The sequence below is a fragment of the Enterococcus larvae genome (assembly GCF_017830045.1).
Lineage (GTDB): Bacteria > Bacillota > Bacilli > Lactobacillales > Enterococcaceae > Enterococcus_L > Enterococcus_L larvae.
On sequence record NZ_JAEDXU010000008.1, the window covers coordinates 106,496 to 122,993 of the forward strand.

11 protein-coding genes and 1 pseudogene are annotated in these 16,498 nt (G+C 40.1%); 1 reads left to right on the plus strand and 11 read right to left on the minus strand.

The window, feature by feature from the left end; all coding sequences use genetic code 11:
• Positions 1–3: 3 nt before the first annotated feature.
• The 11 genes and pseudogenes from I6N96_RS14635 to I6N96_RS14680 all read right to left on the minus strand — a co-directional run.
• Positions 4–1,149, minus strand: coding sequence for an AAA family ATPase (locus I6N96_RS14635; RefSeq protein ID WP_245186993.1), 1,146 nt, complete (start codon positions 1,147–1,149; stop codon positions 4–6).
• Between the two features lie 449 nt (positions 1,150–1,598).
• The gene (locus tag I6N96_RS14640; protein ID WP_209558302.1) at positions 1,599–4,292 is read right to left on the minus strand and encodes an ABC transporter permease; all 2,694 of its coding nucleotides are present in this window, start codon (positions 4,290–4,292) and stop codon (positions 1,599–1,601) included.
• A gap of 9 nt (positions 4,293–4,301) precedes the next feature.
• Complete coding sequence (locus tag I6N96_RS14645) at positions 4,302–4,997, minus strand: ABC transporter ATP-binding protein (protein ID WP_209558303.1); 696 nt, start codon at positions 4,995–4,997, stop codon at positions 4,302–4,304.
• A 719-nt stretch (positions 4,998–5,716) separates the two neighbouring features.
• On the minus strand, positions 5,717–7,369 hold the full coding sequence (locus I6N96_RS14650; RefSeq protein ID WP_209558304.1) for a hypothetical protein: 1,653 nt from the start codon (positions 7,367–7,369) through the stop codon (positions 5,717–5,719).
• Positions 7,369–8,103, minus strand: coding sequence for an ABC transporter ATP-binding protein (locus I6N96_RS14655; RefSeq protein WP_209558305.1), 735 nt, complete (start codon positions 8,101–8,103; stop codon positions 7,369–7,371). The genes I6N96_RS14650 and I6N96_RS14655 overlap by 1 nt, the downstream gene beginning before the upstream one ends.
• Positions 8,104–8,324: 221 nt before the next feature.
• On the minus strand, positions 8,325–8,732 hold the full coding sequence (locus I6N96_RS14660; RefSeq protein WP_209558306.1) for a hypothetical protein: 408 nt from the start codon (positions 8,730–8,732) through the stop codon (positions 8,325–8,327).
• Between the two features lie 198 nt (positions 8,733–8,930).
• Positions 8,931–9,428 (minus strand): hypothetical protein, encoded by a 498-nt coding sequence (locus tag I6N96_RS14665; protein ID WP_209558307.1) that lies wholly within the window; start codon positions 9,426–9,428, stop codon positions 8,931–8,933.
• Positions 9,429–9,540: 112 nt separating this feature from the next.
• Positions 9,541–10,554, minus strand: a complete 1,014-nt coding sequence (locus I6N96_RS14670) for a LacI family DNA-binding transcriptional regulator (RefSeq protein ID WP_209558308.1) — start codon at positions 10,552–10,554, stop codon at positions 9,541–9,543.
• Between the two features lie 208 nt (positions 10,555–10,762).
• Positions 10,763–11,599: an endonuclease/exonuclease/phosphatase family protein gene (locus I6N96_RS14675; protein WP_209558309.1), complete on the minus strand. Its 837-nt coding sequence runs from the start codon at positions 11,597–11,599 to the stop codon at positions 10,763–10,765.
• A 139-nt stretch (positions 11,600–11,738) separates the two neighbouring features.
• Positions 11,739–12,260, minus strand: coding sequence for a PTS sugar transporter subunit IIA (locus I6N96_RS20000; protein ID WP_430650167.1), 522 nt, complete (start codon positions 12,258–12,260; stop codon positions 11,739–11,741).
• Positions 12,251–13,910 (minus strand): annotated as a pseudogene (locus tag I6N96_RS14680) (PTS transporter subunit IIBC); the annotation flags it as partial. The pseudogene I6N96_RS14680 and the gene I6N96_RS20000, both read right to left, overlap by 10 nt.
• 230 nt (positions 13,911–14,140) lie before the next feature.
• On the opposite strand from I6N96_RS14680, the gene I6N96_RS14685 reads away from it, so the two are divergent.
• Positions 14,141–16,423, plus strand: coding sequence for a glycoside hydrolase family 65 protein (locus I6N96_RS14685; RefSeq protein ID WP_209558416.1), 2,283 nt, complete (start codon positions 14,141–14,143; stop codon positions 16,421–16,423).
• Positions 16,424–16,498 lie beyond the last annotated feature (75 nt).

The following is a 16,498-nucleotide window of genomic DNA, read 5'->3' on the forward strand; positions in this document are numbered from 1 at the left end:
CTTTTACCAAACTGTAATGTCCAATCGCTCTTCGATCTTCTTTTGAGCGAGCTGATATCTTCCGTAAAATCCCTGAGGATCTTCCGCAGTCAGCTCTACTTCAAGCAAGATGATTTTATCCTCTAATCCTGCTTCTTTAAACAATTTAAGCAGATGCTCATGAAATGCCCAGCGAATCTCTTCTTCTGCCATTGTCATATCTCGAAATTGATCATCTACATATTTCGTTACCGGCGGAACAATAAGTATCAAGTCCCATTTTTCCTGTCGAACTGTCGTCCAATATTGACGAGCCAACGCTTCCAGCTCTTCACTTTTGACAAGGGTTTTCCCATTTGCGGCTTCCTGCTCATTTTGCGTCAAATACCAATCCATGTACGCCTTCGTGACTGTGCTGTTTGTATCTGCAAAAACGACCCCATTATTCGCCGTTCCTTCAATTTCATTTGATGTCTGTCTGTATTGATTCGCCAGTAAGTACATGTAGTCTTTAGCATTCAGCTCTTCATCCAATACATTATATTTTTCCTGATAATGCCTGGCATACTCCAAAGAAAATGGGCTTCCGTAGCTCCTTGCTAAATCTCTGATCAAGGTAGTTTTCCCTCCGGAAGCGGAGCCTGCTACGAGGATGTTTTTACTAAAATGCCGTCTAAACGGGCGAGCAATTTTTTGCCAGTACTTTAAAGGATTTTCCCGAATACAGGTTGCAGAGATGGGCAGCAGTTGGCGATCGATCAACACTACTTGCCATGCTGGACGTAATTGCTGCAGCATCTCTTTATATTCACCTTCTCCAACAAAAATAGTGATTTCTATATTTTCAGCCTCACAATTGTCAGCTATAAGTTCCTCCAACATTCCAAGCCATTGTACCCAGCCTTGCGGGTAGCGAGGAATCCTTGTTTCATCGATTTTACCGACAACAATCAACTCATCATCGCGAAAGGTCTCTCTTGTGTAGCGGAATCTCTTCTCTAAATTCAATCCAATCTCATCGCCACGATCCCCTTCATACCCACTGACTGCTAAAACCACCCCTTCGCACAAACGCTTGGCTTGATGCACAGCTGAAATATGTCCGATATGCATAGGTGCCCATGTTCCAAAAAACACACCAATCTTTTTCCCTGATAATTTTTTTCTCATTTAAGCTCGCTCCTTTTAGGTAAAATTTACCTTTAATGATTTAAAAGAAAAAACCAATGAAGGTTCAACTCGTTTTTTCGCTTTTCGTTTTAGGTATTTTTTACCTTTAACTTGAATTAAGTTTAGCATTGATTCATCGGTTTGTAAACCTAAAAAAGATTAAATAACTAATCGAGACAAAAAATAGAATAAAGTAATGCTATCCTCCACACACACACTACATAAGAAATAAACTTATATTTATTAACAATATGAAGCTGAAATAAATCCAAATGACATCAAACATAAGTATCAAAAATAATTTGTATAAAAAAACAGAGGTACAAGTAAAAAAAACATACTTACACCTCTGTTTCACGTTTTAAATACGACAACACTCAGGAAGAAAACTGACCTTTTTTCTTCAAAATTTAATGAAGATTCGTTCCCCTACATATGCACACTTGCCGTTATTCTCTATCCTTCAAATCGCCAAGAGTGTCTAACTGTTTGATTCTATAATGCATAACAACTATAAGTATGCTGAAGGTCAGCAGCAACGTGCTGGCTGATTGCAGAAATATCGTTGATTGTGTCGGCTCAGGAAATTTTATAAACTCAAGCTCCAGCTGCTTCATAATCAAACGATAAACTGGAAATCCTAAATAATAGCCTGTAAATAAAGAGAATATACCAAGAATGATCATTTCGCGGAAGATATGAAAGGTCTGTCCAATCGGACGATACCCCATCGCATAGACAATTGATAATTCCTGTTTCCGCTCCAGGATATTGATATATGCTAAATTATAAATCACAACTAATCCTAAAATTACAGCTGCAGCGATCACAACAATGATCAAGCGATTCAGTTGTTTGGTCATCTCTTCCATCTTTTCTATCATCTGAGCCTTTGTTGTTAAAGAAGCTAATGCTTTTGTTTCAAGCATCTCTTCTTTGTCCTTTTTCGTAAGATGCTCATACTTCACCAATTCCATGTTTGATGAGATTTCTTTACTAATTTGTTCCTTATAAATATCAGTACCTAAATACACATAGTGACGATAGTAATTGTCAACAACACGAGTAATCGTCACGCTTATTTTTTCGTTTTCTGAATTTTTTATTTTTAACTGATCATTAACTTCCACATCCAGCATTTGTGCCAGCTTTTTCGTTATAAAAACATCTTTTCGTCCAAGTCTCATAGGATGCTTCGAAGAACTATCCAACAATTGAATATATTGATCCAAACGATTTTCCGGATTTTCTGATAGAGGAACGACCATATTGATCTGCAAATTCCTTCCGTTCTTCAATGTCGCTTCCCAATTTTCCTGATTTGTTTCCAGTGTACTTAGATTTTTATTTTTCATTAGTTCATGATAGCTCTTCAATTCAGCGTCTTCTGCATTCGTATGAAATACAGTCACCATATCGTAGTTCAACACTTTGTCAAATTGGGATTCCTGTAACTGACTAACTACATTTCTTGCCCCATAACCCGTGACCAGCAAAACCATACACCCGACTATTCCTGTAAAAAGCAAAAGCATTCGCAGCTTGTAACGGAAAATATTCCGTAGCCCCATTTTCGTTGAAAATGAACATCGCTCCCATATAAATGGGAAACGCTCTATAAGAATTTTCTTGCCCTTGATTGGCGGCTTCGACCGCATTAATTGAATAGCCGGACTGATCAATGTTTGTCGATAAAAAAGATAAGGAATAAAAATGATCGACAGCAGGCTTGCACCACCTGCAAGCCAGAGAAGCGGCCAATAGATGATCAGCTTATATCCAGCAAAAATATATAGGGGAGAATACAACCCTATCAGCAAGCTTGGAAATAGAAACACACCACCCAAAATACCGAGTATCAAACCAAAGCTCCCTGACAACAAACTGTACATCATATATTTTCTAATGATCAGATTTGATTTGACACCAAGGGCTTTCAAGGTCCCAATTTGCTTACGCTCTTGTTCAATCATTCGTGTAATGATTGAAACGGTAATAAAACAGGCAACGAAGTAGAAAATAATAGGCAGAATATTTCCCAGCGCATCTAAGGATTCAATATTTTCCTTGAAGCTGCTGAAGGTAACTGTCTGATCGATCCCTCGAAGCTCGTATGTCGGCTCTTTATAGGATTCACGCATATCTGTCAATGCTTCTAACTCTTTTTCCAATGTTGAAGTAGTTTCAGCTGCCTTGGCTTGCTGATTGGTCAACTCCTCTATTCCAGAATCCGAGTGTTGAGGAGTCTCCATTTGTACAGGCAAAGCACCTTCAGCAATTTGGCTAGTCATAAGATGATATTGTTCTACCTGATCATCCAATTGAATACGCAGGTCCTTTGTCTCCTGTATTTTTCCTTCTAATTCTTTTTCATTTTTTGAAAGCTCCTCCTCAAAAGAGCGATTCATTTCTTCCTGCTGCTCATCTCTCGTTTGCTGAACAGCTTTTTTCATTTCTTCCAGCTTCTTCGGATAGCGTTCGCCAAATGGATCATTCTCACGGATACTTTCCGTCAACTGTATATCCAGAACATTGTAGCCTTCAATAGCAAAAGCAGAAGAAACCACCGCCGCAAATAGATTCAGCTCCCCGTTACCGATAGAAGTATTGCCTCTCGCATCTTTGCTGAGGTAACGGTAGGAGTTGGCAAATCCGACAACTTTGAATTCAGCCTCCTTAAAATAGTCTTCTTCTGCCGCCTTCGATGACTTGAAACGAACACTATCTCCAAGCTTAAAATATTGTCCGGCTTTTTCATCTAAAAGGATTTCATTCGCCTTTTTCGGCGCTCTCCCGCTGCTGATCTCATATTGACCTTTTTCATAAGTATCGACTTCGGCAATCAAACCACTTGGCTCCATCACTTGATGGACAACTTTTTTCAGCGTGCTTTTCTCTACATGATCCAGTTCCTGTATTTCCTCGACCTGCTCTTCTGTGAGCCCGGAGGTTGAAACCAGCCGCATATCATAAAACTGGTATTTTTCAAGGTATTGGCTGCCGGTCGTCAAAATATTAGGAGCTGCTGACTTTAGACCTACAAAAAAGGAGGTGCCTAAGGCGATCAATGCCGCAATAGAAATAAAGCGCATAAAAGAATTTCGAATTTCACGTAACAAATCCTGTCTCAATATCTGTCTCATGCTGCAGCCTCACCATTCCAAGGAAGAAACGTATCTTGGTCTGTCATTTTTTATTTCCTTTTGAATTTTCCCATCCGAAACCTCAAATACTCGATTGGCCATCGGAATCAGTCCCCGATTATGGGTAACCATCAAAATAGTCATTTGATTTTTAGTTGAAAGCTGCTGAAGCAAAGACAAAATATCCTTACTCGTTTGATGATCCAATGCTCCGGTCGGCTCATCGCAAAGCAATATATCCGGCTTCTTAACAATTGCTCGCGCAATAGAAACTCGCTGCTGTTCGCCTCCTGACAGCTGACTTGGAAAACTATTCAAGCGATGGCCAAGACCCACCATCTCTAATATTTCCTTCGCATCATGGCTATTCCCCTTCATCCTTGCAGTCAATTCTACATTTTCCTTCACAGTAAGATTCGGAATCAAATTATAAAACTGAAAAACAAAGCCTACTTGATCCTTTCGATAATCAGCCAATTGATTTTCGTTATACCTGCTGACATCAACGCCATTGATTGTTACACTTCCTGAATCAGGCTTTTCCAATCCGCTTATAATGTTTAAAATCGTTGATTTTCCAGCTCCGGATTCTCCCACAAAAATGGCAAATTCTCCCGCCTCCACAGTTAAGCTTATATCATTGCTCACCTTAAATTTCTTTTCCCCCGAAGAATAAACTTTTTCAACACTTGCCAATCTAATCATATTTACCCCTAGCCCCTCACACCTGATGATACCATCACATCTATTTTTTATAAAAAGTGTTATCTAAATTTAAATATAATTAAAACCACAATGATATACTTTATGATAAATAACACTTACTTCACTAATGAATAATAACACATTTGCAAGTTAATAACTATCCTATTATTTGCTAAAATGGAAAATCGATGAAAATTATCAAAATGGAGCTATCGATAAAATAATGAGACAAATAAAAGCCAGCATTCTACAATAATTTAAATATCGAGATAATCAAACCGCTGATTCATAAAAAAAAGCGATCTAAAATCAACTATTTGAGCTTTATCGGCAGTTGATCCAGTAAAATAAATCAACAAAAAATCGCTGTTCATAAGCTTGAGTGTCAGAAAAAAAGAGAGAGTGGGACAATAATCTGTTGCCACTCTTTTCCATACCCTAAATCCGAATAAACGGCGAGTCAGAAGTAGCTCCTACGACAATAAGCCGGAATTCAACAAAAATTTGTGAAACAATTTTCGTGAATTCCGGCTTATTGCTTGTAGCTAAACACTTCTGTCTCAGCCTCTATAAATATACAGCGATTAAATTCTCAACGAGTAGCGAAAACACTCACTGCTTCGTTGTTTCAGTAAATGACGCTCCTTACTCTAAAAGGAACATATCCCTCATGATTTCAAACGTTTGTTTTCAGCGAACTCTTCCTTCTGTGCTCATTTTCACGCTCTGATCTTGAATGTCTCCGGCGCTTTTTTATAGATGACAAGAAAACCAATACCAACATAAAGCAGACTTAGCGCTGAAACAGTCAACGCATAATAGAAACCTGTAAAATGAACCTGCACATTCATATATGAAATCCAATAGAGGACACCTGAAATCACTTTGTATAGCGGACTGACCACTTCCATATCACCAGTAAACGGCTGAATCAAATAATAGATAAACAGCTCATGGAATGAAAACAGCATGGAAAGTGCCAATAACAACAGAAACAAGACTGCAAAGAAATTCCAGGATAAAAAGAAATTATTCAGTATGGTCAGTAACAGATAAACACTGAATATTCCCAGAGACAATAAACCGTTATAGAAAAAGGTTTGTTTAAAACGATAATTGAAGCCGCTGATTATTGTCTTTGCTTCTCTATAAAATGGATAATACAGCATAGAGACATCGCAATTGACAAATACCATTTGTACGACTTTTTTCCCAAAGGTCATTAAATACATCAAGAAAAATAGGATTGGTAAAGTGGCTGTCATATCATGAGCGGAAACAGATTTGAACAGACCGAAAAGGCTTGCTCCCGCCACGAGAAGCAGCGCTGCTCCAATGCCGAAAAAGCGTAAGCGCAGTGCTTTATTCAAAATTGGTCGATAACGACTGAACAATAAGGCATTTAGGTATGGAGCACCCTTTAGATGCTCAAACTGGCCCTCGTTTGTCATAACCAATTTTCTCTGCATAGCGATCCCTTCGCTAATATAAGAGCTGCTGCTTGTCTGACTTTTCGCTTTTACCAGCGTCAAGGTTGCTTGATTGATCCAGTACAGTAAGTATTCGTTTTCCTGCTTGAAATGCAGCAGTAGGTAGATACTGCCGGCAAATACAGCCGCAAAGACTGCGACACCGCCCCAAGACACGAAAAACGAAGTGATGGGAACCGCCAATTCCAGCAAATAAATCACAGCGGCAGAGCCTATGACCAGAACTGCGGCAGCTGTCCCCATAACCAAACGTTTTTTCCCTGAAAGATGCCAAGTGTAGATGACTCTCCCCAGATAAAGAAACAGATAATTAAAGCCACAGTAGGCAAACAAAACAAACAGCAATGTCTCTAAGGGTCTACCAAGCAACGCCCCATAAATCAACGCAGCAGGAATGTAAGCTAAACCTTGTATACCAACATCCATAAGAGTATATCCTCTAACAACGGTCATTCTGGAAAGATGAAAATACTCAATGAAATCAATCATTGGTTTATGGGCAGAAAAAGCATAGCCATTATAGAAGCCTAAAAAGATAGGAACAAAAACCACCCAATAAAACAACCCCGACATCAGCGTTTCCTGACCGAATAGTGCAAACCCATCTTCTGAAAGCCCTCTGCTTCCCAAAAGAACCGCAATACCATAATACATTGCCATCCATAGCAGCTTCGCCGCAAAGCTGGAAACATAACTGAAAATCAAGCCAATGATAGCCAGGGCTTGCTTGATTCCATAGCTTTTATAAAGTGTTGGAGGAATGAACTTACCGATAACAGGTATCCGCTTAAAATAATAAATCAGACCGTTCACCTTTTTAGCGATCGTAAATTTTTTAAAATGCCAATAGTTCCTTATATAAACAGATAAATTGTCCATCATTACACCTCTTTAGCTTCTGGAGTGTCAAGCGTCTCTTTATCAGAAAGCAGATCGATGATCTCATTTTCAAAATCTTTGTCATGAATCCTAGAAGAATCCACCTGATTCAGCTTACGGTGATGAAGTAAAACGATCTCGTCGCAAAGATCCTGAGCCAACTGCAGAATATGTGTCGAAAAAATCACGATCGATTCAGATTTCATCTGTAAAATCAGCTCCTTCATTTCATGCGCAGCAACAACATCAAAGGAAGTCAGAGGCTCATCCAGAAGTAGAACCGGCGGCTTCACCATCAACGAAGCCAGCATCTGAACCTTATTCTGCATACCATGAGAAAAGTCCTTCAGCAAACGATGCTGGTCCTCACGTTCGATCCCAACGGAATCAAGATATTCCTCCGGTGTTTTCGGATGTTCGATCCTGCCACTATTGATTTCCATAAAAAATTTGATAAACTCATAAGCAGTCATAAAGGCCGGCAAATGCGGCTGAGTATAAACAAAGCCAATTTCTGTATTGTCATAGTTTTTATTCAACTGACCATCATTTTCAGTAGCAATCATCCCTTCATCAAGGATCAAATTTCTGGAAATACAGTTGAATAGAGTCGTTTTTCCCGCACCATTTCTCCCTAACAAACCATATATTTTTCCCTTTTCAAAGGTAAAATTCGCGTTCTCAATGATAGTTTTATCATCAAAACGCTTCGTTATATTCTCCAATACCAACTTCATTTTTTCCACCTGCTCTTTCCCATGTCTTCCAAATCAATTATCTCTACTCTTTTTATTTTACTCCATGATATGCTTTGCTTCCAATCTTATTCCTAAAAAATAAGCCGCTTTATTTTCATTAGGGATAGGATTTCCTTTCTTTTTTGAGAAAAGCAGCCTTAGACATCTCTAAAAAAAGACCAGAAGGTTCAACTTCCCTTCTGGTCTCCTACTGTTTACTATTAAGATTTCTTTTTAGATTTCATAGATGCAATCCCTAGAATGAAGAACATTGCTGCTCCTACAAAAACAAGATAAACACCTGAAGCAATTGACATATTCAATGTATTGACAGCAAAGACTGCGATACCACCGATACCCGCTATTGCCAAGCCGCCCAAAATACTTACAACTCCCGCAAGCTTGCTTAATGCTGGTTTTTTCGTCACTAGTGTAAGAACTGCCGCAATACCAATAATAACAGCAATAATTATTGTCATCCGACCAAGGTCGCCGCCGCTATCCTCGATAAGCGAAGAGCGCCCCTCTGAAGCGTATGTGTACAATGGTAAAAATACACTGATGATACTTACAACAACTGCCACAACTATACCGAATAACGGCCAAACCTTTATTGTTTTTTCTTCCATTTTCTTTCTCCTTTTTGAAGAAACTGACTAAACAGCAATCCACTTTCTTCATCCTTTTATTTGACTGGTCAAAAACCAGACTCAGATAGGATACCATAAAAAAATAGACAACTTCAAGGACAAATTGCATAATCCATTTTATGTAAATTTGAGAACAGCTTGTTAAATCAAGCTGTTCTCAAATAAAGTAATCTTTTATCAATAAATAGAGCGAAAACCTAAACTGTTTTTTCTATTGCTCCAAACTAGAGTTATACCAAAAATACAAAGCAGCAATGTTCCACCAACCAAAAGATATATTCCAGAGGCCATGGATACTTCACCTGTAGGTAAAGCTGTTATAAGTCTAGACAACCTTATCCTATCTACTATTTTAATGGATAAAATACTAACTATTGCTAATAAGACACCACTAAAAATACTAAGATATCCTATGAGCCTATATGACTTTTCTTTTTTTATCAGAACTGCCGGAACTATTGAGATACTAAGTACAATAGTCAGCGCTAGGACTAGCCAACCTATATTACCTTCAGAATATCCTATGAGCGAAGAACTACCACTTTCTTCTATTTGATAGATCACTGAAGGCTCTTCTTTGTACAAGGGATAAAACACACTGACTGCAACTAACAACGCTGCAAGAGCAACTCCCGACAGCAAACATAATTGTATTTGTATTTGTTTTTCCTTCATCTTTCCTCCTTATGCTTTCTTGATTCCCATTTAATCAATCCTACCGAACAAGATGGGTATTATTCATGAAATCAACGCTATTTCTTCACGCATAATGTATTGCTGGTCCTTTTTATTTTCTTCGGTCCAGCACCGTTTCTCTTTCAATCAATGTATGAGGGATCAATACTTTCTGCTTCAATGCCTGCTGATCCTTCAGCTGAAGTAGAAACTGCTGAACAGCGACTTTGCCCAACTCCTCCGTATGGATATCGATTGACGTGATATACGGATGGATCAATGACGTGAAAATCGAATTATTGAAGCTGATAACTGACACATCATCAGGAACCTGATAACCGTACAGGTTGCATAGCTGAATCACTCGCAGTGCAAACATGTCATCAATCGCTATGCACGCAGTTGGCTGTACTTCTCTCAGCACATCTTCAAAAGCGGCATAATCCTCCGGCTTTTTCAAAACAGCATAAGGAAAAGGGGCTAAACCATTCTCCTCCATCGACTTTTCATAGCCATAGAAACGTTCCTGAAAAACATTTTCCTTCTCATAGTTTGTCACAAACAAAATCTTCTCATGCCCTTTATCGATTAGATATTGGGCCGCTGTTCTTCCCAGCAATTGATTGTCATTGTCAACACTGCTTGTGCCGTTGTTGTAGCGGTACGGCTGGCCGATAACCGTATATGGAATATTATATTCTACTAAATAATTCAGGACCGGATCATCCTTCCTGATATATAAAAGAATGAAACCATCTACTCTTTTCTGCTTATACATCAGCTGAACATTTTCCAAGAGCTCCTCCTGCGTCTCGCCGGAAGCAATAGAAATCGTCACATCCTGTTTTCCAGCCTCCTGATTCATCGCTGTGATTGCTTCTAAATAGAAGGGGTTACTCTTTCTGTCTGTTGAAGAAAGAACTGGAAACACGACTCCGATCGTGTTTGCGTATTTTTTTGCCAGATTTTGCGCTGCTGCATTTGGTACATAGCCGAGCTTCTCCATTGCTTTTCTGACCTTTTCTTTCGTGCCCTTCGAGATACTGGGGTGATCCTGCAATGTTCTTGAAACAGTTGAAGGCGCTACGCCCACCTCTCTGGCGACGTCCTTGATTGTCACACTCATTCTCGTTACCCTCTTTGCTTATTTATTTCAAATCCTTCAGAATACTTCTAGTCAAAATTTCCATCCTGTATTTGTTTCCTTAAGCATAAATGCAAACGGTTGCTTTGTCAACGCAAAAAAAACAGAGGCTATGTTTGAAAAACTGGGGGAAATTGCATATTTCAACAGTACTTTACCTGTAATCTTCACCATAAAAAACACATGGTCACTAAGATTCCAGTACGTGATACAGCTCTGCTTCAATTCCAAAATGATCACTGATAATTGGTGTTTTCCGACCATCAAAAATCACTTCATAACGCTTCGCAGCTATATCTTCTGAGGTAAATACAAAGTCGATCCTCAGCTTTTGATCGTTCCCTGACCAACCGTCGATTTCCTTGATCACCGTATGTTCTCCATCAATTTCTTCTGCATGTAAGTAGCTGTCCTTGAATCGTTGGAGGACATGGCTGTGCCCTTGATCATCTATCCCTGCCGGATTGTTGAAATCTCCTAGAAGAATGACCGGCAGCTCATAGTTACTCAAATGAGCCAAGGTTCGTTGCCATTCAATAAGAAATCCCTCTGCTTCATCCTCTGACCACCATGAATAGTGACAGGAAACAACCACCACATCTTTTCCATCCAGTTGAGTTTTACCAAATAGAATTCTTCGTGTTCGATAGTTCATAAAATCACTTTGCTGCGATACCAAACAAGCTGTTGGGTCGATCGGCTCCTTGGAAAACAATGCCAAGCCTTCATGATAGCGGTCATAGCCTACATGAACAGGCAGCCAACACCAATGATAGTTTTTCCCATAAGATTTCAACTTTTCTGCAAGCAGCAATCCAAAATTATCGGATAAAACAGACAACCCTTCCAAAGCTTCAGCATGGAAGTAAGCGTCTGTCTGTACTTTATCAGCTGTCATTAGTTGATTGACCTCTTGCAGTGCAATCAGGTCATAATCCCGCTCAACAATAGTTGCTGCAAGCTGTTCCAGCTTCTCTAAAGGTTTTTCTTCCAACCAGCTATGTGTATTCAGTGTAAGTATTTTCATCTATATCCCTTTCCTCTATCCTCTTGGGAGGTAATTTTAAAAATTGCGGTACCTCTATCTGCTTTGAAAAATAGAAAGAACGACTGGGGGTTTGAGCTGTCCCAGCCGTTCCTTTCTCTAATCAGGCTCAGTTCTCTGCCTATAATTCTACAGATCCGATGATTGTTTTTCCAGCCTGAATTCCCTTTTTATCTAAATGAATGGCTTGAATTTTCTTGCTATTCGTAAAGACAACAATAATTGTCGTTCCTTTACCTTCTGCTCTGATCTTACTCAAATCAGCTTCAGCAATTTTATCACCTGCAGTAATTTTCTGACCATCTTGTACAAGGATCGTGAATGCAGATTCCTTCATTTCCACAGTGTCCAGCCCCATATGAACCAGCACCTCCAAACCGCTTTCTGTCTGCAGCCCAATGGCATGTTTCGTCGGAAAGACACTGACTACAGTTCCTGAAATTGGTGCATAGATATCTCCGCTCGCAGGCTCAACTGCAAAACCGTCTCCCATCATCTTTTGAGAAAATACCTCATCAGCTACTGCCTCAATCGAGATCACTTCTCCTTCAGCTACAGCTATCAGCTCCTCTGTTACACCAGTAAATGATGCAGGTTGGCTTTCATTTGATATTGCAGATTGTTCAAAAGTAGAAGCAGGGATTTCTACACCGGACTCTAATAAATCCTGAATATCGGATTTCAAGACATCGGCTTTCGGACCATATACAGCTTGAACACCATTGTCTTTGTGGATCAGCCCCATTGCTCCTGCTCTTTTCCAGTTCTGTTCACTGCCAACCTTGTTCGTGTCTTTGACAGTGACCCGCAATCTAGTCATACAAGCATCCACATCGGTAATATTATTCCGACCGCCCAATAGATTGATAATGTCGATCACTTGCTGATCCGATGCAGCTGCACTATTCGCCCCAATGGTGTCCGTATCTCCTTCATTTTCATAGTTGCCGTTTCTACCAGGTGTGGCAAAGTTAAACTTCTTGATCATGAAGTTTGCCAGGAAATAAGTAACGACACCAAACAGAATCGTCGCAAGTACAAAATTGACCAAATCACCACCCAGTCCGGCTTTGATTGCTAATGGGGTTCGTGTCAACAGCTCGATATTCCCAAAAGAATGGACCCGAAGCGAGATGATATCTGCCATTGCAAATGCGAGTCCTTGAATCACAGAGTAAACGACATACAACGGAACAGCGGCAAACATAAACATGAATTCCAATGGTTCAGTTACTCCTGTCAGAAAAACAGCCAGCGCTGCTGAAACATACATTGATTTATATTTGTGTCGTTTGTCTGTATCTACATTACGATACATGGCTAATGTCATCCCCATCAAGATTCCGGAAGAACCAATCATTTGTCCGACCTTAAATCGTGCTGGTGTCCAGTTGCTTAAAACATACGCATATTGACTTGCATCGCCCGCGTCCTTCAAGTTGACTAGATCCGTTGCCCAAGCCAACCAAAGCGGATCTTGACCAAACACCTGAGTTCCAGCCTGTGCGCCTGAAAGGATTTCGTAGGTCCCGCCCAATTGCGTATAATTGATCGGTATTGTAAGCATATGATGCAAACCAAAGGGCAGCAGCAACCGTTCCAGCGTTCCAAACAGGAACGGTGCCAGTACAGGAGCGGATTCTTGAGATTGAGCAATCCACAAACCAAAATTGTTGATTCCGGCTTGAATATACGGCCAAACAATTGCCAGAACTAAAGAGACGATCACTGACCATGCAATAACAACGAAGGGAACAAAACGTTTCCCATTAAAGAATGACAACGCATCTGGTAATTTACGGTAGTTATAGTATTTGTTAAAGGCAGCTGCCCCAACAAAACCAGCAATGATTCCGACAAAAACCCCCATATTCAGCGCTGGCGCTTCCAGTACACTCGTAAAGAAGCCCTTCACCATAATCTTCGTCCCGAATAGCGTATGGGTAAAAGCGTCTTCATTATTCAGCATTTCTGAAGTTACGCCAAAAATCGAACCTGTGATACGGTTGATCAAAACAAATGAGATACCCGCTGCAAATGCACCACCTGCTTTTTCCTTCGCCCAGCTTCCGCCGATAGCAAGTGCAAATAATAAATGTAAATTACCAATAATAGCCCAGCCGATACTTTCTATTACGCCGCCTGTTGTTACTAAAAATCCTAAATCTGAATTGATCAATGGTAATGATTTCCCTAGACTGATCATCAGTCCGGCAGCAGGCATGACCGCTACAACAACCATTAATGCTTTCCCGAATTTTTGCAGAAATTCGAAGTTAATAAATTTTCTCATTGTCCCCTTCTCCTTCTCTATATCCAATTTTGCGCAATCGATTTCGTAACTTGATTATATAATCCTTTTTTCGAATTGTAAAGGAAAAATCTATATTTCATTCAAAACCCACTATTTAAAAGCTGTTATATATATCAGTCCAATATTCTTTTTTTCTGGTTGACAACGAAACCGATTGCGTTTATTGTTAAAGCATAAAATGAAATGAACGAAAAAGGAGCTTATGAATGATGAAACATTTAAAACGATTATTTACAATCGACCCTTGGAAGCTGACGACAAATTCTTTAGATCGAGATAACTTAAGATTACAGGAATCATTGACCAGTATCGGCAACGGCTACATGGGGATGCGTGGAAACTTTGAAGAGAATTACTCTGGGAATCATCATCAAGGGACCTACCTAGCTGGTATCTGGTACCCTGATAAAACACGCGTCGGCTGGTGGAAAAACGGTTACCCAGAATATTTTGGAAAAGTCATCAATGCAGTGAATTTCCTGGCAATGGACTTGTTTATCAATGGTGTACAAGTTGATTTAGCCGTGCAGGAACCAGAGGATTTCTATCTGGAACTGAACATGAAAAACGGTGTAGTAACAAGAAGTTTCACTATAACGATTGATGGCAATAAGGTTCGTTTCCACTTTGAACGTTTTCTAAGCTTGAAAACAAAGGAATTAGCCATAATCAAAATGGAGGCAGAGCTCCTTGAAGGAGATGCTGTTTTGAAGGTTGTTTCAAAATTAGACAACAACGTCCGCAACGAAGACAGCAATTATGAGGAAATGTTCTGGGAACCTCGAAATGTTAGCGATACTTCTGAAAAAGAGAGCTACTTAACCGTCCGCACGATACCAAATGATTTTGGTATTGAGCAATTTACGGTAACCAGTTTAATGAGCCATGAGCTATCAGCTCCTTCATCCACAGAACGAACAGTCTCTGATTTGAGTGCAGCAGAAAGCTTTTCCTTCCAGCTTTCTGTTGGTAATCAAGTATCGATCATCAAGCGTGCAGTTGTCCTAACTAGCCGTGATATAGAAGAGAGCCAGCAGATTCAAAAAGGATTAGCCATTTTAGCTGCAGCGAACAAGAAAGCTTATCCATCTGCAAAAGAAGATCAAACACAGGCTTGGGCTGAACGTTGGGCGTTAGCTGATGTTGTGATTGAAGGGGATGATGAAGCGCAGCAGGGAATACGCTATAATTTATTCCAGCTTTTTGCCACTTATTACGGCGAGGATGAGCGCTTGAATATCGGACCAAAAGGATTTACCGGAGAAAAATATGGCGGTGCTACATACTGGGACACTGAAGCCTATGCTGTTCCTCTTTATTTAGCTCTTGCTAAACCGGAGGTAACAAAAAACCTTCTCATGTATCGCTACAATCAATTGCCGCAAGCAAAGCATAACGCACAGCGGCAAGGATTAGCAGGGGCACTGTATCCAATGGTAACCTTTACTGGTATAGAATGTCACAACGAATGGGAAATCACCTTCGAAGAGATTCATCGAAACGGCGCGATCCCTTATGCAATTTATAACTACACAAACTACACCGGAGACACTTCTTATCTACAGGGACAGGGCTTAGAAGTTCTTGCCGAGGTAGCTCGCTTCTGGGCTGATCGTGTTCACTTTTCAACAAGAGTCGGCAAATACATGATTCATGGGGTCACTGGCCCAAATGAATATGAAAACAACATCAACAATAATTGGTATACAAATACGATTGCCGCATGGGTCCTTCGTTATACCAGTGAAAGCTATAAGAAGTATGCAGCAGTCACAAAAGCAGTTATCACAGAAGAAGAGCTGACGCAGTGGCAGCAAATCATCGATAATATGTACTATCCTGTTGATAAAGAGCTGGGAATCTTTGTTCAGCACGATACCTTCCTTGATAAAGATCTTAAACCCGTCACCGCACTTGATCCAAAAGTGCTGCCGTTAAATCAGAACTGGTCATGGGATAAAATTCTGCGCTCTTGCTTTATCAAGCAGGCGGATGTTCTGCAGGGGATTTATTTCTTTGGTGAGGATTATTCATTGGAGGAAAAGAAACGAAATTTTGATTTCTATGAACCGATGACCGTGCATGAATCTTCCCTATCTCCAAGTATCCATGCTGTTTTGGCGGCAGAGCTTGGGATGGAGGAAAAGGCAGTAGAAATGTATCAGCGAACTGCTCGCCTGGATCTCGATAATTATAATAACGATACAGATGACGGACTGCATATCACATCAATGACCGGTAGCTGGCTGGCAATTGTCCAAGGCTTCGCTCAGATGAAAACAGCAAATGAAACCTTGAGCTTTGCCCCCTTCCTACCATCTGGTTGGACAAAATATGCCTTTCACATCAATTATCGTGATCGGCTGCTTTCAATCGAGATCAGCAAACAAGTGAACATCACTTTACTTCAAGGTAAACCACTGACAGTAAACATCTATGGTGAAGCCAAAGAACTTGATAAAGAGCTGACTCTTCCAATACAAAGTAATTAATTAGAACTGTGAAAGCCACTAAAAAACTACAGCTCTATACAGACAAAACAAACAATCGATCTAAAGAATCACTAG